Raw genomic sequence first — 18951 nt, 5'->3', positions numbered from 1 at the left:
GTGGAGTCACCGAAGATTCTGGTCGTGGGTGAGGCGTTGATGGACGTGGTTGACGGTGTGGAGATCGTGGGGGGTTCGCCGGCGAATGTCGCGCTGGGTCTGGGCAGGCTTGGCGTGGATGTCGAGCTGCTGACCGCTGTCGCTGATGATGAGCGGGGCCGTCGGATCGTGCATCACCTTGAGGATTCGGGTGTGGTGGTGCGGCCGGAGTCGTTCTGTCTGGAGCGCACTTCGACTGCGAGGGCCTCGATTGGGGTCGATGGCAGCGCCACCTATGAGTTCGACATTCGGTGGGACATTCCTGCGATTGACGTCTCGGACTTCGATGCGATCCATGTGGGCTCGATCGCGTGCTTCCTTGAGCCCGGTGCCACCGTGGTGCTGGAGCTGGTGCGCGAAGCCGCGCTCGACGGCAAGCGGGTGACCTTCGATCCCAACATTCGGCCCGCACTGGTGGACAGTGCCCGCGGCGCTCAGACGTCGCGCCAGATCGCGGCCTTGTCGCACGTGGTCAAGCTCAGTGACGAGGACGCCGCCGCGGTCTATCCGTCAGTCCCGCTCAGCGATGTCGCTCAGCGTCTGCTCGACCTGGGGCCCGACCTGGTGGCGATCACGCGCGGAGGTGACGGCGCGCTCCTTGCCTCCCACGCTGACCGTGTTGATGTCGTGTCTCAACCTGTCGATGTGGTCGACACCGTCGGTGCCGGTGACACGTTCATGGCCGCGCTCATCGCCACGACAGTCGACATCGATCTGGCTGGAGCCGCGCCTGGTGTGCTGCGCGAGGTGGGTGAGTACTGCGCGAGCGCGGCCGCGATCACCGTCGCACGCGCGGGAGCCGACCTGCCCACCGCAACAGACCTCGCCCAGGCACTCGCGCCCCCTCGTCCGTGACCGGAGTCCTGCCGCCGGGCGACGCTCGGGTGAGCTGCTCCCGCATGCGGCTAGAGCCGCGCCGTGGCCACGTTCCTCCGGCTACGCGACGGGCAGGAGTCCGCGCTCGGCGAAGACCTTCCGGGCGGTGAACGTCGCATTCAGTGCGCGGGGGAAGCCGCAGTAGACGGCGGAGTGCAGCAGCGCCTCAGTGATCTGCTGCGGGGTCAGTCCCACATTGAGCGCGGCATTGACGTGGACCTCGAGTTGGGGCTCGCAGCCGCCGAGCGCGGTGAGCATGCCTAGGGTCACGAGCTGGCGGTCGCGGGGTTCCAGGCCAGGGCGCGAGTAGATCTCGCCGAAGGCCCACGCGACCACCTGGTGACCGAGCTCGGGCGAGATGTCCTGGAGGGCATCGATGACGTTCGCGCCAGCGGTTCCGTCCACAGCATCGAGCACCGTCTTGCCGTGTGCGAACCGCCGCTGTCGTTCAGTCGTCTCGGTCATCATCAGTTCCGTTCTGTCGAGGTTCGTGGCGGGCGGCGAGGTCATCTCGGTAGGCCGCAATCTTCACGGCCAGCGCCCGCTCATGGGCACGAAGCAGGGTGATCTGCTGGCGCAGGTCCGCGTGATGCTCTTCGAGCAGTCGTAGTCGTGAGTCGGTGGTCGCAGGGCCCCGCGCGCGCAGCCCTGCGTACTCGCGCATCCGGGCGATCGGCATGCCGGTCTCCCGAAGGCGCACCAGGAACCTCAGCCACTCCACGTCCGCCGCGGAGTACCGTCGCTGGTTTCCGGCGCTCCGACTGACCGTGCGGATCAGGCCTGCACGCTCGTAGTACCGCAAGGTGTGAGCGGTCATGCCGATCGCTTCGCTCATCTGCGCGACCGTCAGGCCCGCCTCGTCCTCTGCCATGTCAGCAGGCTAGAAGTTCGCGCGCGCTCGAAGTCAAGCGACTTGCATGCGAAGGGCGTGGCTTGCGATGCATGACTGTGCGAAGCGGGAGAGATGTGGACGATGCCGTGGGTTCCTCACATGCCCGACGCCGGGGCTGGCTCGCACTAGACGTCGCGTCCCAGCCACGCGAGCGCGCCGTCCGCCGCCCACGCCCCCATGCTGAACGAGGCCTGCAACAGATACCCGCCGGTGGGTGCCTCCCAGTCGAGCATCTCGCCCGCCACGAAGGTGCCTGGCATGCGGCGCACCATCAGGTGCTCGTCCACCTCGGACCACGCGATGCCACCCGCAGTAGAAATGGCACGGTCGATCGGCATCGTGTCGACGACCGCCACTGGCACGGCCTTGATGAGCGCCGTCATCGCGGCGGGCTCGGTGGGCAACGTACCCGCCTCCCGCAGCAGGCCAATGCCTGCGGGGTCGAGCCCCACGGAACGGCGCAACCAGGTCGTGGCCGAGTCCTTGGGCCGTCGTCGCGACAGCCGCTTCTCGAGTTCAGCTGCGTCGACGTCGGGCCGGAGGTCAATATCAAGCACGCACGCATCGTCCCCCGCTGAGGCGGCATCGAGCGCCGCGCGGATGGTCGCCCCGCTGGCGTAGATGGGGCCGCCCTCGATGCCGGCGCGCGTGAGCATCGCGTCGCCGCGCCGAGGTGGCGCGCCGCTGCCGCGCACCGTGATGGAGACGTTCTTGAGCGGAGCCCCCGCGAAGCGTTGGGCGAATACGTCGGACCACGCGACGCGAAGCCCCACGTTCGCGGCCCGGAGTTCCGTCACCTCGACGCCGCGCTCGCGGAACGGCTCGACCCACGAGCCGTCGGCTCCGAGGTGGGGCCATGAGGCACCGCCCAGTGCGAACACGGTGATGTCGCTCTTGACCGCCCGCGTACGACCGGACGAGTCGGTGATCAGCACGCGCCCGTCGGCGTCCCACCCCGACCAGGCGGAGCGTCGTTCGATGGTGACCCCGGCGTCGGCCAGGTGCGCAAGCCAGGCGCGGAAGAGGGGAGTCGCGCGGAACGCCTGCGGGAACACGCGCCCGCTGGAGCCGACGAACGTCGGCTGGCCGAGGGACTCGCACCACGCGCGCAGATCCTCCGGACTGAACCGCTCGAGCATCGGCGCGATCCGATCTGCGGAGGGTCCGTAGCGCCCGAGGAACGGTGCGCGGTCCTCTGAGTGAGTGATGTTGAGCCCTCCGTGGCCCGCCAGCAGGAACTTGCGTCCGGGCGAGGGCATGCGCTCGTATACGGTCACTTTCACGCCAGCTGCAGCGAGTGTCTGCGCCGCGAAGAGTCCGGCAGGTCCGCCGCCGATGACGGCCGCGGTGCTCGAAGTCGGCGGGCTCACGGTCGCCGCCGGGCAACCGCCGTCGCACACGTGACCATGGGGCCAACGTAGTGCACGTCGCGTGGCGAGGGGTCTCGTCCCCCGCGCGTACATCTCGTTCCGATAACGTCTCCTGGCACTCGTGCGGGGACGACTGGACATACGCATACAAGCGTTGTATACAAGTACCGGGAAGTGCCGGCGAATTCGTTGGCGCAGCCCCCAGTGGCGGTGACGCAGGTGTCTCCGCCAGGCCATACACATCGGCTTCAACGAGGAGGACAGATGTCACGGAGGACCCGCAAGGCCGTGCTTCCCATGGTTGCGATCGCGCTCGTTGGGACGCTCGCCGCATGCAGCGACGGCGGAACGACGACCGACGATCCCACAGCGCCCGGTGGCGACGGTTACGTCATCGGATTCAGCAACTCATTCAACGGCAACACCTTCCGCCAGTCCATGGAGGCCTACGCGAAGGAGGCCGCAGAGGAGCTCATGGCGACTGGCGAAGTCTCCGAGCTGATCTTTGCGGAAGCGAACCAGGACAACAACAAGCAGATCCAGCAGATCCAGAGCTTCATCCTGCAGGGCGTGGACGCAATCATCATCGACCCGGGCTCGGCCACCGCCCTGACCGGCGTGGTGCAGGAAGCATCGGATGCTGGGATCCCCGTCATCACCGTCAACGACGGCCCGATCGAGACCGACGCAGACGGCGTCTACCAGATCTACTTCGACGCAGCGGACCAGATGAACCAGCTCACCACATACATCGCCGAAGGCATCGGCGGTGAGGGCACCATCATCGAGCTGCGCGGCATGGAGGGCGACGCATTCGATGCGAAGGCGCATGAAGGCGTCCTCGACGCGCTCGAGAACTACCCGGGCATCACCGTGGCTGCCGAGATCTACACCGACTGGACAGGTTCGAAGGCGCAGAGCGAGCTCGCAGGCGTGCTGCCAAGCCTTCTCCAGCAGTACGGCAGCATCGACGGCGTCGTCACGCAGGGTGGCGACTCCTACGCGGCAGTGCAGGCCTTCCAGCAGGCCGGCGCCGACCTGCCCATGATCGGCGGTGACAACCGTGGATTCTTCCTCAAGTGGTGGGCCAACGAGGCGCCTGAGGGCTACGACACGATCTCCGTATCCGCCAACCCCTGGGACGGCGCCACAGCCGTCTACGTGGCCGTGGACGTGCTCTCCGGTGAGTACGACATCCCGTCGGACATGATCCACCCGATCGGCATCGTCACCGCCGACGAGGTGGATCAGTACGCCGACGTCGACGACGAGGCGATCGCGGCACCCACCTACGACCGCGAGTGGGTGCGGAGCACCCTCTACAACTGATCGCGCGGCGCGGCGGGCCGAAGCTCCCAACGGCCCGCCGCGCTCGCACCCCCCCTGCACCCAGCAGACGACACACGAGGAGACGGGACAGCATGGCCTTGCACGGAGACACCGCTCCCGCACCCGACGCCGCCACCCTCACGAGCGCGAGCCCGTTGCTCGAGATTCGAGGCGTCGAGAAGCATTTCGGAATTACGCAGGCGCTCGCGGGCACCGATCTGACGATCCGGCCCGGAGAGGTCATCGGGCTCGTCGGCCCGAACGGCGCTGGCAAGAGCACGCTCATGAAGATCATCACCGGCGTACTCGAGCCCACCTCCGGCACCATCGTCATTGACGGCCGCCAGGCGCAGCATGTGTCCCATCACGACGTCACCGAGCTTGGCATCGCATGCGCATACCAAGATCTGTCGCTATGCACGAACCTCGCCGTCTACGAGAACTTCGCGCTCCTCAACATGGACCACGGAATGCTGTCCCCTCGCGGGTGGCGCGCCCGACAGAAGGCTGCCGCAGAAGAACTGCTCGACAGGTACTTCCCCGGCCACGGCATTGATGTCGCACAGCCAGTCTCCAACCTCTCGCTCGCTGGCCGACAGATCGTGGAGATCTGCAAAGCACTCATGGGCGACGACCTGAGGCTGCTCATCCTCGATGAGCCGACTTCCGCGCTCTCCGCGAACCGTGCAGCCCAGTTGAGTGAGGCCGTACGCAAGGTCGCCGCGACCGGCGTGGCAGTCATCTACATCTCGCACAAGCTCGACGAGATCCGCGATGTCAGCGACAGGATCGTCCTCTTGCAGGGCGGGCGAGACGCAGGCGAGTTCGATCCCGAGCAGATCACCGCCGACGACCTCGTCGGACTGATGGGCGGCGGCGTCCGCGCGAACCTCGCGAGACGCGAGCGACCAGAGTCCACCGAGGGCACTGTCAGGGTGCGCGCGGAGCAGTACACCGGGCGCGGCCTCAAAGACGTCAACCTTGAAGTCCGTGCCGGAGAGATCGTCGGCATCTCCGGCCTCGTCGGAAGCGGTCAGCCTGCGCTGCTGCGCAGCATCTTCGACGCACGCCCAGGCCGGGATGGTCGGCTGAGGGTCGATGGCGACGTCTCCTACGTCAGCGGCGACCGTGCCAGCGAGGGCGTCTTCCCGCTGTGGAGCATCCTCGACAACATCATCATCTCGAGCCTCACAAGCGTCACACGATGGGGCCTGCTGGACCGCAAGCGCTCCGCAGCGCTCGCGGGTGCCTGGTACGACCGGCTGAAGTTCCGCGCCGAGGGAGTGGACAGCCCCATCACCGCACTGTCCGGAGGCAACCAACAGAAGGCCCTCATCGCCCGCGGCCTCGCCTCCGGTGCCGACATCATCGTGCTCAACGACCCGACAGCAGGCGTGGACATCGGCACCAAGCAGGAGATCTACACATTGCTCGACGAGGCAACCGCCGCCGGCAAGGCCGTCGTGTTCCATTCCACCGAGGACGCCGAGATGGAGATCTGTGACCGCGTGTACGTCATGCGCGACGGTCAGATCACGGCAGAGCTTGCCGGCGACGAAGTCTCCGTGCCCAACATCGTGCGGGCGTCGTTCTCGGAGGTCCAGCGCGCGACGCACGAGGAGGCAAGCCGCTCACTGTTCGCGAAGGCTCTCCACTCGCGCCTGGCTCTGCCGATCTCTGCCATGCTCGTCATCCTTGCGCTCAACGCGGCCGTGAATCCCAACATTCTCAGCTTCACCGGAGCGCGACTCCTCCTCGGCACCGCCGTGCCGCTCGTGTTCGCCGCTCTCGGCCAGATGTTCATCGTGGCGTCAGGCGACATCGATATGGGCAACGGGTACTCGATCGGCCTCGCGAACGTGCTCGTGGCCTTCCTCCTCAGCGGAAGCGTCGTGGTGGGAGTCGTGAGTCTCGTGCTCCTGATCGTCGCGTACGCGCTGATGGGGGCGCTCATACACCTACGAAGCCTTCCAGCGATCGTCGTGACTCTCGGCGCCCAGTTCATATGGCTTGGCATCGCACTCATGATCGCGCCGGTGCCTGGAGGTGCGAGCCCTGCGTGGCTCAGCTCCTTCTACCGAATGCAGATCCTGTTCCTGCCGATGTCGGCCGTGCTCTGCATCGTCGCCGCGGCAGGCGCGTGGTTCGTACTGTTCCGCTGGAAGTACGGCATGGTGCTCCGTGGCGTCGGGAACAACCGCGACGCCGTCGAGCGCTCCGGCTGGTCATACCTCATGGGCAAGATGATCAACTACGCGATGGCTGGCCTGATGGTCGTCTTCGCAGGCCTGTTCTTCACCGCAGTGACGTACGCGGCTGATGTGAACACATCGCTCGCGTTCTGCATGATCAGCATCGCGACGGTCATCGTCGGCGGGTGCGAGATGTCTGGCGGCGTGGTCGTACCTGTCGGTGTGGTCGCAGCGGCGATCGCCATGTCGCTCATCACGTCCCTGCTGGTCTTCATCAACGTGGACTCCAACCTGCAGATGGCCGTCACTGGTCTCATCATCATCAGCGTGCTGGCCGCAAGGCTCGTCTCGCGCCGGAAGGCTGGTGCGCTGGCATGAGCGACCTCATGGTGAAGGTTCGCCGCTACCCCGCCGTGTGGCCGATCCTTGGCAGCGTCCTGATCTTCCTGGTCATCGGAGCGATGACCGGCAGCATGGATGGCAACGTGCTGTTCACAAGCGCCCGCCTCGCAACGTTCGCAGCACTGCTCGCACTAGGCCAGATGGTGGTCGTCACCTCGGGTGACGGGGCAATCGACCTGTCCCAGATCTACATCCTCACGTTGTGCGCCTATGTCTCGACCACGCTCATGGATTTCAATCCCGTGCTCGGCTTCGTGGGTGCAGTACTCATCGGCGGTTTGTGCGGACTGGTGAACGCATTCGTGAACGTCTATCTCAAGGTCCCGGCGATGGTCACCACCCTCGCCACCGGATACATCTTCTTCACCATCGTGCTGGTGAGCGCCTCGCACATGAAGGTGCTGCCCCACTCGGGATTCGTCAGATTCGTCACCGGCTCCGTCGGCCCGGTCTCCGTGCAGACCATCATCGTCGGAGTCGTCGGAATCGCTCTCGCGGTGCTCCTGTACCGCACTCGCTACGGACGCCAGCTCCATGCGGTTGGTCAGAACCGAACCGCGGCGACTCTTGCAGGCGTGCCAACGCCAACCGTGGTGACCCGTGCGTTCGTGATTGGCGGAGTGCTGAGCGGCCTCGCAGGAGTGCTCGCGGCCGCAGTCATGGGGGGCGCGTTCCAGGACATGGGACTCGCCTACTTCCTGCCGTCCGTTGCGGCAGCGTTCGTGGGAGGCACGGCCGCATCGGGCGGGCGCTCAAGTGTGGTCGGCGTGATCTTCGGCGCCCTGATGGTGACTCTGATGTCTTCGTCGCTCAGCACGGCGGAGGGCATGTACCAGCTTCCTTCGGGAGCGCGACAGCTCGTGATGGGTGCGTTCCTCGTGGGCGTGCTCGTGCTGTCGGTCGCCGGAGTCCAAACCCGTCGTCGCAAGACCAGGAAGGTGCTCGCATGAGAGCGGTGAGGATCGCAGGTCCCCGCGACCTGCAGGTCATCGAGATCGACCCGCCCTCGCTCACCGAGGTCGACAACGTCCTGGTGCGCATGGTCGCCGTGGGCGTCTGCGGCTCGGATGTGCACATCTACGACGGCACCAATGCGGCGGCCCGCTACCCGCGCATCATGGGCCACGAGCTCGTCGGCGTGGTCGAGCGTGTGGGGCGGCGCGTCACGAGAGTCGTCCCCGGTGATCGCGTCATGATCAGCCAGTTGGTCAACTGCGGAGAGTGCTACGCGTGCCGCCACGATCGCGGCAACGTCTGTCAGTTCCTCCAGGTGCGCGGGGTGCACATCGACGGTGGGCACCGTGAGTTCATGGCAGTGCCGGAGCACGACTGTCATGTGCTGCCGGACTTCGTCTCCGACTCAGATGCCGTGATGATCGAGCCGGTCACGATCGCCCTCCAAAGCTGCGCGAGGGCAGGGCTCGCCGCTGACGACACGCTCCTCATCATCGGTTACGGGGCCCTGGGCGGCACGCTGCACAAGGTTGCGCGCCTGAAGACCGCACACGTCATGGTCGCGGATATCTCTCCCGCCCGCCTGGAGGTTGCGAAGGCGATGGGCGCAGATGTCATCGACCTCACGTCGCAGGATCTGTTCGAGGCCGTGATGCGGCACACCGACGGCTACGGAGCAACCGTGACGATCGACGCCGCGGCCACGAAGAACTCTTTGATGGATGCGATGACGGTCACGGGCAATGCGGGGCGAGTGGTCCCCATGGGGTTCGACGCGGCGCCGGTGATGGCCAGCCAGTTCCTGATCACCTCGAAAGAGCTTGACGTCCGCGGGTCGCGGCTTCAGAACGGCCGCTTTCCCGAGGCGATCCGATTGGTGCAGGAGGGCCTTGTCGACATCGCGGACGCCGTGTCGCACACGTTCGACTTGGCCGACGCGCAGGCGGCCTTCGAACTCATCGAGCGTCGGGATCCAACCGTGGCGAAGGTTGCGCTCTCCTTCTAGAGGGAACCCGGTACCGTGCCCGGGCGGCGCGACGACGTGGCGCGGTCACTCCCAGACGGCGACGTTGCGTCGCACAGGAGGGCCGGAGGTGGGAGCGAACAGCTCCGGCGAGGTCTCACGGATTCGGGCGATGTCCTGCAGCACTGACCTGAGATGGTCGCGCAGGATCGGGCGTGCGCTGTCAGCGCCGCCCTCGAGAAGCGAGTCCAAGATCTCGTGGTGCTGCGAGGTGAAGGTGTGCAGCGAGTGGCCCTGAAGGCCGAGTCGGCGTGCACGGTCCAGGTGAGCCTTCGCGGCGACGACCGGGGGCCAGGTTCCCTCATGGTGCGCCAACCTCAGGAGTCCCTGATGAAACTGCTCATCGAGGTGGAAGAAGGCTTCCGGGTCGTCCTCGCACGCCTCCTGCTCGGCGAGGATCGTCCGCAGCTCAGCCACCACTACCGGGTCGGGCGTCGCGGGGACATCGTCGAGAGAGGCGAGCTCGACCGCCTCACGGAGGAACTGTGCGTCGAGCACGCTCTGCTCGTCCACCCGTGAGACGAAGGTTCCCACCTTGGGGAAGACCTGCACCAGGCCGTCCTGTACGAGCATGATCAGCGCCTCCCGAATAGGCGTGCGCGAGACGCCGAGCTCGGCGGCAAGCTCATTCTCGGACAGCGGTGCCCCTGGGCCGAGGTCAAGTCCTACGACGCGGCGCCGAAGCTCCTCGTATACGGCGCGCCTATTGGTACGAGGGCTGGTCATGTCGGAATCGTATCTGCGAACACTGTTCTCGCGCGTGTCGATGGTCACAACACGACCGATGCCATGTCGAGCTGTGCAATGTGCCAGCGTCCAAGGTTCGCAATGAAGGCGTCGGTGCCGCGGAATACGAGGTTGGTCGGGTTCGACAATGTGTGGCCGATGGGGTCCTCAAACACAGTCGTCACGCTGCCGTCCGGTTCGAGCCGGAGAATGACAGACGGGTAGTAGCACGCGACGTAGAGGGCGCCGTCGGGGCCGTACGTCAGCCCGTCGGGCACACGGTTGCCGAGGGTCCATACGCGCGTGATCTCGCCCGCGCTGCCGTCGGCGTTGATGCCAACGCGCGCTACGCTGCGGCTGGCCGACTCCGCCACATAGAGCGCTGAGCGGTCGGGAGCTATCGCGACGCCGTTGGCGAAGTGAAACGGTCCCGCGCTCCACAGGGAGGCCTCTCCGGTGGGGTCGATGCGGTAGATGCCGCCGCCCCCGTGGTCCGCGTCTCCGTCGCTGTCGGAGAAGTACACCGTGCCGTCAGTGTCGATGTCGAGGGCGTTGGGGTAGACGAGCTCGTGGTCGTCGACGATGCGATCTACCAGCACTTCGACGCCTCTGTCGGTCCCTACAGCGAGCGAGCGCACTTGCCGCGCGACGGCGTCGAGCCAGATCGCGCGTCGGCCGGGTCCGAAGCGGAGGCCGAGCGTGAAGCCGCCGACGTGGTGGTCGACCAGTTCGATCGTCTGGCGTGTGAGGTCGATGCGGAACACCTGTCCCGCCTCGCCTCCGCACCACAGGCTGCCGTCCACGGGGTCGAAGTCGAGCCCTTCGGGGTGGTCGAGCACCGGTTCGGTACGGAATCCATCGAAGGCGATGCGGGCGGACCGGGACGAGAGCAGCGCTGCTGTCGATGCCATGGGTTGAGCTCCTTTGTCACTTGTATGCAATACCTGCGTTTCAGCGCTGTCAAGTTCGCCTTTCCCGGCGGGTGGGCGCGGTAGTTCGCGGTGCTGGTTGCGGGCGAGTCCGCCTTGACAGCGACGAGACGTTGCGCTTGTATACTAGGACTGTACGCAAGGCGACGATCACTCGTCGCCTGTGTCGAGGCATCGAGGCCGAGGAGTGGAACGTGATCATGACCGAGCTGCAGCAGATCGACCCGTCGGGTCAACGGCATCCCGCCATGCCCGCGAACGACGGTCACGACAAGGCGGGCCGCTGATGACCGGGACCGTGCCGACGGAGAGGCTTTCGCGTGCAACCCTCGGCCGGCTCGAGCAGAGTGCGCGACCGCTCGTCAATCCCGGTGACCTCACGCCGCACGTCGTGCACTTCGGGCTCGGCGCATTCCACCGAGCACACCAGGCCGTCTACACCGAACAGGCTGCAGCCGCCGCAGGAGAGCCCTGGGGAATCGTCGCAGTCGAGCAGTTCGCGGCGCGTGCCGTCACGGAGATGCGGGCACAGGACTGCCTCTATTCGGTGACTGACCGAGCACCCGGAGCGCTGACCACCCGCGCTGTGGGATCCATCGTCGACGCGCTGCACCTGGGAACAGACCTGACGCAGGTCAGGAGCCTCCTCACCACCGAGCGCGTGGGAACCGTCACTCTGACCGTGACCGAGAAGGGGTACTACCGCCGCCCCGACGGCACGCTCGACCTCAGTGCGGCGCCGATCGCGGCCGACCTCCGCGCAACAGCATCGGACGCGGAGCCCGCGACCATCCTGGGGCAGCTCGCGGCCGGGCTGCGCGCGCGTTGGCGAGGGAATGGTGCACCTCTCAACGTCGTCTCATGCGACAACATGGCCGGCAACGGACCCGCGCTCGCGACAGTCGTCCGGACCTTCATCGAGCAGAGCGGATGGGCCGACCGAGACGATCTGCTCGAGTGGGTGAGCGAGGCGGTCACGTTCCCGGCGACGATCGTCGACCGCATCGTGCCCGCCACCACTGACGAGGACCGAGTCCTCGCCTCGGAGGCTCTGGGGCTGCGAGACGAGATGCCGGTGCTCGGCGAGCCGTACCGTCAGTGGGTCCTCGAAGACCACTTCAGTGCCCCCCGACCGCAGTGGGAGTTGAGCGGTGCACTCTTCGTGCCCGATGTCGCTCCCTACCAGCTCATGAAGTTGCGCCTCTTGAACGGATCACATTCGGCCATGGCGTACCTAGGGCTCGCCGCAGACTGCGGCACAGTCGCTGACGTGCTTCGCGCCCCATGGGGCGAGGCGCTCGTGCGAGCGTTCGGCGCAGAAGTCGCCCCCTCACTGCCCGACGCAGGTCTCGATGCCCACGCCTACGTCGACGACCTCGTCGAGCGCTACCGTAACCCGTCGATGCATCACTTGCTGCGCCAGATCGGCTCCGACGGCTCCCTGAAGATCCCCGAGCGTTGGCTCGGCACGCTGCGGGAACTGCGTGCGCAGGGACAGGCGACGCCGATCCTCGAGCTCTCGCTCGCGGCCTGGGCGAATGCCACCCGGCCCGACGAACAGGGCGGGCAGGCATTCGGGACCACCGACCCCGCGAGCCCCGCACTCGCCGCATGCTGGTCCGGAGTCTCACCGGGGCCAGAACGGATCGCACGGCTCTTCGGCGCGATCGGCGCGCAGGACCTTGCCGCCTCAACCGAGCTGACCTCATCGATAGCCGCGCGCCTCGATGGCGTCGCAGCCGGCCGGGTCGAGCTGTGACAAGCGCGGCACCTCGGCGCGCCTCGCGAAAGGAGAAGTGGTGAACGCTCAGATGTCCACTCTGGTCGAGCGCCGTATCGTGCCCGTGGTCGTGCTAGAGCACTGGCGCGATGCTGACCCCTTGGGTGCGGCGCTCGTCGACGGGGGTCTCCCGGTCGCCGAGGTCACGCTACGCACCAAGGGCGCGCTCGAAGCGATCCGCGCGCTCGCCGCCCGAGGAGACCTGATCGTCGGAGCGGGCACCGTGACCGATGCTCGCCAGGTCGACCAGGTGGTCGCCGCTGGAGCGTCCTTCGTCGTCTCGCCGGGCCTGAGTAGCGCTGTGGTTGAACGATGCCGAGAGAGCGGCGTGTCCGTTATCCCGGGAGCCGTCACGGCGACCGAGGTGCAGGCCGCGATCGAGGCTGGTCTCGACACGGTCAAGTTCTTCCCGGCGGCGACGTCGGGAGGTCCAGCCGCGATCCGCGCGCTCAGCGCCCCCTTCGCTGGCGTGTCCTTCATGCCGACGGGTGGCATATCGCCCGCGAACCTGCAGGACTACCTATCCATTCCTGCCGTGGTAGCAGCCGGTGGTTCGTGGATGGTGTCGCCCGCAATGATCGCCGCTGGCGATTTCGCCGGCATCACGGAGATCACCGCACAGGCCATCGCGCTCGCGCAGGCCTAGCGCGTCCGACACGTACACATTCCAGGAGGACACATGCCTGAACTTTCCATTCGACCAGCCCGCGAGTGCGCCTTCGACGCTGTCTCGCTCGGCGAGGTGATGCTCCGCCTCGATCCCGGCGAAGGCCGCATCCGGACCGCGCGAGAGCTGCGCGCATGGGAGGGCGGCGGCGAGTACAACGTGTCGAGGGGATTGCGCCGAGCCTTCGGCCTGCGCGCAGCTATCGTCACCGCTCTCGCCGACAACGAGGTGGGCCGCCTCATCGAAGGACTGATCCTCGCGGGCGGTGTCGATCCGTCATTCATCTCATGGGCCTCGTACGACGGCGTGGGCCGTGAGGTGCGCAACGGCCTCAACTTCACCGAGCGCGGTTTCGGCGTGCGCGGCGCGGTAGGCGTCTCTGATCGCGGTCACACGGCCGCCTCGCAGTTGAAGGCTTCCGACGTCGACTGGGAGCACCTCTTCGGGGACCGTGGCGTTCGTTGGCTCCACACGGGTGGAATTTTCGCGGCACTGTCCGACACTGCAGCGGAGACCACGCTCGCCGCAGTCAAGGCCGCACGCCGACACGGGACCGTCGTCTCGTACGACCTCAACTACCGGCCGTCGCTGTGGAAGTCGATCGGTGGACAGGCTCGCGCGCAGGAGGTCAACCGGGAGATCGCTCCATACATCGACGTGATGATCGGGAACGAGGAGGACTTCACGGCGTCGTTGGGGTTCGACGTGCCTGGCGTCGACGAGTCCCTCTCCGAACTGGACGTCTCCGGCTTCGCGGCGATGATCGACGAGGTGGCAGCGGCCTACCCGAACTTCTCCGTGATCGCCACGACGCTGCGCACCGTGCGCTCTGCCACCGTCAACGACTGGGGCGCGCTCGCATGGTCGGCCGGCACTGGCCTCGTGCATGCGACGCACCGCGAGCGCCTCGAGATCCTCGATCGCGTGGGCGGCGGCGACTCGTTCGCCTCGGGCCTGATCGCTGGCCTCCTCGCTGGCGAGGGACTCGGCACGGCGGTGAACTGGGGTGCGGCACACGGCGCGCTCGCGATGACGACGCCCGGTGACACATCGATGGCGTCCAAGGACGAGATCCTCAAGCTCGCATCCGGCGGCGGCGCCCGAGTCGACCGCTGACGCACTCAAGAATCAGGAGCATTGCCCCATGAAGATGAGCTTCCGCTGGTACGGCGACGGCAACGACACCGTCTCCCTTGACCAGATTCGCCAGATCCCGGGCGTCGAGACCATCGTGTGGTCTCTTCACCACAAGCAGGCGGGCGAGGTGTGGAGCGAGGAGGAGATCGCGGCGGAGGTCGCCAAGATCACGGAGCTCACGCCCGAGCATCGTGCCGCAGGCGTGACGAAGACCTTCGACGCGACCGTGGTCGAGTCGGTCAACGTGCATGAGTCGATCAAGGTGGGCAAGACCGTGCTCGGACTCTCACGGGACGACGCGATCGCGAACTACGTCACCACTCTCGAGCGCTTGGGGCGCGCGGGCGTGAAGGTGGTCTGCTACAACTTCATGCCCGTCTTCGACTGGCTGCGGACGGACCTCTGGCACCCGCTCCCTGATGGCTCGACCGCGCTGTACTACGAGAAGGCGGTCGTGGACGCCCTGACCCCGGAGAAGCTGATTGAGGATATGGCAGCTGGATCGCAGGGGCTAACCCTTCCGGGTTGGGAGCCGGAGCGGCTCGCGCACTTCGGTGAGCTCAATGACGCGTACCAGGGTGTCACCCATGCCGACATGTATGAGAACTACCGCTACTTCCTCGAAGCGGTGATCCCCACGTGCGAGGAGTACGACATCGAGTTGGCGGTGCATCCTGACGATCCCGCATTCGACCTGTTCGGCTGGCCCCGCGTGGTCTCAACCAGGGAGCACCTCGCGACGGTCCTGTCGCTGAACGACAGCCCCTACCACGGCCTCACGCTTTGCCTCGGCAGTTTCTCCTCGAACGTGGAGGCCGACGGAGTCGCCGCCGTGCGGACCTTCATGGATCGCATCCACTTCACGCATGTGCGCAACATCAAGCACCTGCCGGGCGGGGACTTCACCGAGGTCGCGCATCGCGCGAACGAGGGTTCAGTCGACACCGTAGGGGTGATGCGGGCCTACGCGGAGGCCGATTATGCCGGATACATACGGCCCGACCACGGCCGCCATCTGTGGGACGAGAACACGACGAACCGTCCGCGTCCGGGCTACGGCCTCTACGATCGCGCGCTCGGCATTCAGTACCTTCTTGGGGTGTGGGACGCCTGTCGCAGTTGAGACGGATGTGCGACTCACTGGCCGAACGTGACCTCGATGCCATCGCCGGCCGCCGGCCGCGCCCTGACCGAGGTGAAGTCGTGGACGCGAGTGAGCGTCTCGGTCGCCTCGGAGCGATGCTCGCCCACGACCACCGTCGTCGCGCCCGACGCGATGCCGGCCTGGAGGCCCGCGTCGGCGTCCTCGAGCACCAGGCAGCGCGCGGGATCGACGCCCAGCCGCTTCGCGGCGAGCAGGTAGCCCTCCGGATCAGGCTTGCCCACCGTGACCTCCTCAGCGGTGACCAGCTCGGGCGGCACAGGAAGTCCCGCCGCGACGATGCGTTGGACCGCGAGGTCGCGAGGCGCCGACGTCACCACTGCATGCGGGAGCCCGGCCAGCGCCTCGAGCAGCACGCGCGCACCGGGAATCTCGACGATGCCCTCCGTGAGGGTCAGCTCGGTGCGGGCGTGCTCCTCGCACGCAGCCGCGATGTCCGATCCCGGAGGCAGGAACTTCGCGTAGGTGTCCTGGCTCTGCCGGCCATGGGAGTACGCGAGGATCTCCTGGAGGTCCAGGCCGTGCTCGTCGGCGAGCCGCGCCCACATCAACTCCACGACCGCAGTGGAGTCGACGATCGTGCCGTCCATGTCGAGCAGCACCGCCTCGACCTCAAGAGTCTCGCGTGCGGCGGGCAAGTTCTCGTTCATCTGGGCCTTCACTCCTGTCCTGCCTGCGACCACTGTCGGCGGTCGCGCCTGACCTTGACCGTAGCCGCGCGAGGCCGGGAGGCGGTAGTTTGCGGCGGGGCGCGAGACCCCACGGCACCCGGAGGGAGGGGCATCGCATGAGCGAGACAGCGTCGGGCGCGTCCTCCCGCGTCTCGACCGACGCGGTGGCCTAGCCGATGCTGCCCGATCTCCCCACCGCGGCATGGGTGCTGCTCGCGGCCGGTGCCGCCGTCGTCGGCATCTCGAAGACCGCGCTTCCCGGCGCGTCGACCCTGTCGATCGCCGCGTTCGCCGCCGTGCTGCCGGCGCGCCAGTCGACGGGAACCCTGCTCGCGCTGTTGATCGTCGGTGACGTGTTCGCGCTGTGGGCGTACCGCCGCCACGCGGACTGGGGCGCACTCGTGCGGCTCGTGCCCGCGGTGATCGCGGGCGTGCTGCTGGGCGTGGCGTTCCTTGCGCTCGCGGACGATGACGCGGTGCGACGCGTCATCGGCGTCACGCTCCTGCTCCTCATCGCGTTCACGCTGTGGCGGCGGCGCACGTCGGCTCCCGAACGACCGCACGGCGGCCGGGTCCTGTACGGAACGCTGGGCGGCTTCACGACGATGGTCGCGAACGCCGGCGGGCCCGTGATGTCGATGTACTTCCTCGCCGCACGGTTCCCGGTGAAGACCTTCTTGGGAACCGCAGCGTGGTTCTTCGCGATCGTCAACATCGCGAAGCTGCCGTTCTCTATCTCACTCGGCCTGCTCACGCCCTCAGGTCTCCTGCTGGACCTGGTGCTGATCCCGGCGGTGCTCGTGGGCGCCTTCGGCGGCAGGCTGATCGCCGAGCGACTCGACCAAGCGGTGTTCGAGGCCATGGTGATCGTCCTCACCGTGATCGGCGCCGCCTACCTTCTTGTCTGACGCGGCGTTCGCGATGCTTGCCGCGTCAGCGCGCGGCCTCGACGACGGCGGGCACGAACGCGTCCAGGTCTCGCGGGTTGCGCGAGGTGAGGAGCGTCGAGGGTTCCGCCTCGCACCGCTTGAGTTCTTCGTCCACCCAGGTCGCTCCCGCGTTGCGCAAGTCGGTCTGGAGCGAGGGGTACGAGGTGACGGTGCGGCCTTCGGCCACGCCAGACTCGACCAGCAGCCACGGCCCGTGGCAGATCGCCGCGATCGTCTTGCCGGCGTCGGCGAACTCGCGCACGAGCGCGACCGCCTCGGGGTGCGTGCGCAGGGTGTCCGCGTTGATGGTGCCGCCGGGAATGACGAGCACGTCGTAGTCCTTGGGGTCCACCTCGGCCAGCGTCGAGTCGGGCTCGACCTTGGCGCCGGGGTCCTTGTCGCTCACGAGCGTGCTGACCGGATCCATGCTGACGGCGGCGAGCGTCACGGGCACTCCCGCGCCCTTGAGGGCGTCGAGGGGCCGCACGAGCTCGTCCTGCTCCACGCCGTAGTTGGTGGTGATGATGAGCGCTGACATCTCGTCCTCCTTGTGGTCGGGTCCGATGGTCGCCGGTACGGCACGAGGGGCACCGGCCTGTCGACCGAGCCCCTCACGCTCTCGTCAACGGGAGGTCCGCTGCACCCATTCCATGCTCCCGACGCCGAGCCGCCTCGCCATGAGAGCGCCGCAGCGGGCGATGGACGGGTCTGCTGTCAGTCGTGTGCGCGGATCGACTCGCGCACCCGCACGGGCATGGGCACGAGGTGCACCCCGGTGGCCGCGGGTCCGTCAGGGTGTGCGCGGTCGTGCTCGATCGAGTCGATGAGCAGTTCGGCGGCGCGCTTTCCCATGATTCTGTGGGGCAACGCGACGGTCGTGAGGCCCGGTCGGAGCCATGCGGCGATCGAGGCGTCATCGAACGACACGACCGAGACGTCTTCGGGGATGCGGAGCCCTCGAGCCTGCACGGCCTGGTACACGCCCATCGCGAGGCGGTCGTTAAAGCACACGATCGCCTGCGGCGTGCCGGCGTCGAGGATCTCGTTGGCGGCGCGGAAGCCCTCCGGCGGGAGCCACTGGTTGATCGCGTGACCTGAGGAGGGCGTGAGCCCGTGCGCATCGAGCACCTCGAGGATGCCCTGCAGGCGGAGGTGGGCGGCGGCGGAGATGGTGCGCACATCTTCGGGGCGTGGACCCGATCCGATGAGGTGGATGTCGGTGAGGCCCGCGTCGACAAGAGCGCTCGCGGCGTCCCGCCCGGCCTGCAGCTCGTCGGGAAGCACGACGGGCATGCCCGGGTCACCGTCGACGGCGATGTTGAGCAGCACGGTTGGAGTCGAGTCGAGCCCGGTGGGCAGCTCGCGACCGTGGGTGAGCATCGACGCGAGGACGATGCCGTCCACCTGGCGGTCGACCATCGCGTCCAGCAGTTGACGCTCGAGCGTCAGGTTTCCGCCCGTCTCACCGACGAAGACCATGTACCCGCGATCACGGGCGGCCTCGATGGCGCCCTTGATCATCTCTCCCGCGAGACGTGAGGACGCGACGGAGTCAGAGACGAAAGCGAGAGTGCTGGTACTTCCCTTGCGCAGGCCGACGGAGACGGCGTTGGGCCGGTAGCCGAGCCGGGCGGCCGTCGCGCGCACGCGCTCTTGCACCTTCTCCGAGATGCGCACCTCTGTCCCGCGGCCGGAGAGCACAAGCGAGGCAGTCGAGACAGCGACCTCGGCCTCCGAGGCGACCTGGGCGAGAGTCACGCGCTTGCGAGCCATCGGGGCACCTCCTCGCTGAGTTCTTCCGCGGCCTCGGCGCGCGCGGCGGCATGGAAGAACAATAACGATTTAGCCAACGGTCGCGGTACGCAGTTGACA

General features: G+C 67.1%; 18 protein-coding genes. 10 read left to right on the top strand and 8 right to left on the bottom strand.

The features are described from left to right. Positions 1-894: a carbohydrate kinase gene (locus B7K21_RS06785; protein WP_234989203.1), complete on the top strand. Its 894-nt coding sequence runs from the start codon at positions 1-3 to the stop codon at positions 892-894. Between the two features lie 81 nt (positions 895-975). Here the strand turns inward: B7K21_RS06785 and B7K21_RS06780 are convergent, their stop codons facing one another. The 3 genes from B7K21_RS06780 to B7K21_RS06770 all read right to left on the bottom strand — a co-directional run bounded on the left by B7K21_RS06780 (position 976) and on the right by B7K21_RS06770 (position 3177). Then, a complete protein-coding gene (locus tag B7K21_RS06780) occupies positions 976-1380 on the bottom strand; it encodes a carboxymuconolactone decarboxylase family protein (protein ID WP_084074465.1) in 405 nt (134 codons plus the stop codon). Next, positions 1364-1786, bottom strand: coding sequence for a MerR family transcriptional regulator (locus B7K21_RS06775; protein ID WP_084074462.1), 423 nt, complete (start codon positions 1784-1786; stop codon positions 1364-1366). Before B7K21_RS06775 ends, B7K21_RS06780 begins: the two co-directional genes overlap by 17 nt. Before the next feature lie 146 nt (positions 1787-1932). Beyond that, positions 1933-3177 (bottom strand): TIGR03862 family flavoprotein, encoded by a 1245-nt coding sequence (locus tag B7K21_RS06770; protein WP_234989202.1) that lies wholly within the window; start codon positions 3175-3177, stop codon positions 1933-1935. A gap of 264 nt (positions 3178-3441) precedes the next feature. On the opposite strand from B7K21_RS06770, the gene B7K21_RS06765 reads away from it, so the two are divergent. The 4 genes from B7K21_RS06765 (at position 3442) to B7K21_RS06750 (ending at position 9060) form a co-directional block, all read left to right on the top strand. Next, positions 3442-4506, top strand: a complete 1065-nt coding sequence (locus B7K21_RS06765) for a substrate-binding domain-containing protein (protein WP_084074457.1) — start codon at positions 3442-3444, stop codon at positions 4504-4506. Between the two features lie 92 nt (positions 4507-4598). Continuing rightward, positions 4599-7076 carry an ATP-binding cassette domain-containing protein gene (locus tag B7K21_RS06760; RefSeq protein WP_084074454.1) on the top strand — a complete coding sequence of 826 codons (2478 nt, stop codon included), beginning with the start codon at positions 4599-4601 and terminating at the stop codon, positions 7074-7076. Then, a complete protein-coding gene (locus tag B7K21_RS06755; RefSeq protein ID WP_084074451.1) occupies positions 7073-8050 on the top strand; it encodes an ABC transporter permease in 978 nt (325 codons plus the stop codon). Before B7K21_RS06760 ends, B7K21_RS06755 begins: the two co-directional genes overlap by 4 nt. Next, positions 8047-9060: an alcohol dehydrogenase catalytic domain-containing protein gene (locus B7K21_RS06750; RefSeq protein ID WP_084074448.1), complete on the top strand. Its 1014-nt coding sequence runs from the start codon at positions 8047-8049 to the stop codon at positions 9058-9060. Before B7K21_RS06755 ends, B7K21_RS06750 begins: the two co-directional genes overlap by 4 nt. 45 nt (positions 9061-9105) lie before the next feature. On the opposite strand, the gene B7K21_RS06745 is transcribed toward B7K21_RS06750, so the two are convergent. Both B7K21_RS06745 and B7K21_RS06740 read right to left on the bottom strand, forming a co-directional pair. Continuing rightward, on the bottom strand, positions 9106-9804 hold the full coding sequence (locus B7K21_RS06745; RefSeq protein WP_084074447.1) for a GntR family transcriptional regulator: 699 nt from the start codon (positions 9802-9804) through the stop codon (positions 9106-9108). Positions 9805-9848: 44 nt separating this feature from the next. After that, entirely contained in the window at positions 9849-10715 is an 867-nt protein-coding gene (locus tag B7K21_RS06740; RefSeq protein WP_084074444.1) for an SMP-30/gluconolactonase/LRE family protein, read from the bottom strand. 304 nt (positions 10716-11019) lie between these two features. Here B7K21_RS06740 and B7K21_RS06735 point away from each other — a divergent pair, with 304 nt between their 5' ends. The 4 genes from B7K21_RS06735 to B7K21_RS06720 are packed head-to-tail and all read left to right on the top strand — an operon-like array spanning position 11020 to position 15440. After that, positions 11020-12492 carry a mannitol dehydrogenase family protein gene (locus B7K21_RS06735; protein WP_084074441.1) on the top strand — a complete coding sequence of 491 codons (1473 nt, stop codon included), beginning with the start codon at positions 11020-11022 and terminating at the stop codon, positions 12490-12492. Between the two features lie 40 nt (positions 12493-12532). After that, complete coding sequence (eda, locus tag B7K21_RS06730; RefSeq protein WP_307155795.1) at positions 12533-13159, top strand: bifunctional 4-hydroxy-2-oxoglutarate aldolase/2-dehydro-3-deoxy-phosphogluconate aldolase; 627 nt, start codon at positions 12533-12535, stop codon at positions 13157-13159. A gap of 33 nt (positions 13160-13192) precedes the next feature. Then, positions 13193-14296: a sugar kinase gene (locus B7K21_RS06725; RefSeq protein WP_084074438.1), complete on the top strand. Its 1104-nt coding sequence runs from the start codon at positions 13193-13195 to the stop codon at positions 14294-14296. A 28-nt stretch (positions 14297-14324) separates the two neighbouring features. Then, positions 14325-15440 (top strand): mannonate dehydratase, encoded by a 1116-nt coding sequence (locus B7K21_RS06720; RefSeq protein WP_084074435.1) that lies wholly within the window; start codon positions 14325-14327, stop codon positions 15438-15440. A 14-nt stretch (positions 15441-15454) separates the two neighbouring features. Here B7K21_RS06720 and B7K21_RS06715 read toward each other — a convergent pair whose 3' ends face one another. Then, the gene (locus tag B7K21_RS06715) at positions 15455-16129 is read right to left on the bottom strand and encodes an HAD-IA family hydrolase (RefSeq protein ID WP_084074432.1); all 675 of its coding nucleotides are present in this window, start codon (positions 16127-16129) and stop codon (positions 15455-15457) included. A gap of 197 nt (positions 16130-16326) precedes the next feature. Here B7K21_RS06715 and B7K21_RS06710 point away from each other — a divergent pair, with 197 nt between their 5' ends. Further along, positions 16327-17058, top strand: a complete 732-nt coding sequence (locus B7K21_RS06710; protein WP_084074429.1) for a sulfite exporter TauE/SafE family protein — start codon at positions 16327-16329, stop codon at positions 17056-17058. Positions 17059-17083: 25 nt separating this feature from the next. Here the strand turns inward: B7K21_RS06710 and B7K21_RS06705 are convergent, their stop codons facing one another. After that, positions 17084-17617 carry a type 1 glutamine amidotransferase domain-containing protein gene (locus tag B7K21_RS06705; RefSeq protein ID WP_084074426.1) on the bottom strand — a complete coding sequence of 178 codons (534 nt, stop codon included), beginning with the start codon at positions 17615-17617 and terminating at the stop codon, positions 17084-17086. A gap of 176 nt (positions 17618-17793) precedes the next feature. Further along, positions 17794-18852 (bottom strand): LacI family DNA-binding transcriptional regulator, encoded by a 1059-nt coding sequence (locus B7K21_RS06700; protein WP_200806250.1) that lies wholly within the window; start codon positions 18850-18852, stop codon positions 17794-17796. Positions 18853-18951: the final 99 nt, after the last annotated feature.

It is taken from the genome of Demequina sp. NBRC 110052 (assembly GCF_002090075.1).
Taxonomy (GTDB): Bacteria; Actinomycetota; Actinomycetes; order Actinomycetales; family Demequinaceae; genus Demequina.
Note: the sequence above shows the minus strand (reverse complement) of the source record. Positions and strands in the feature narration are given on the sequence as shown.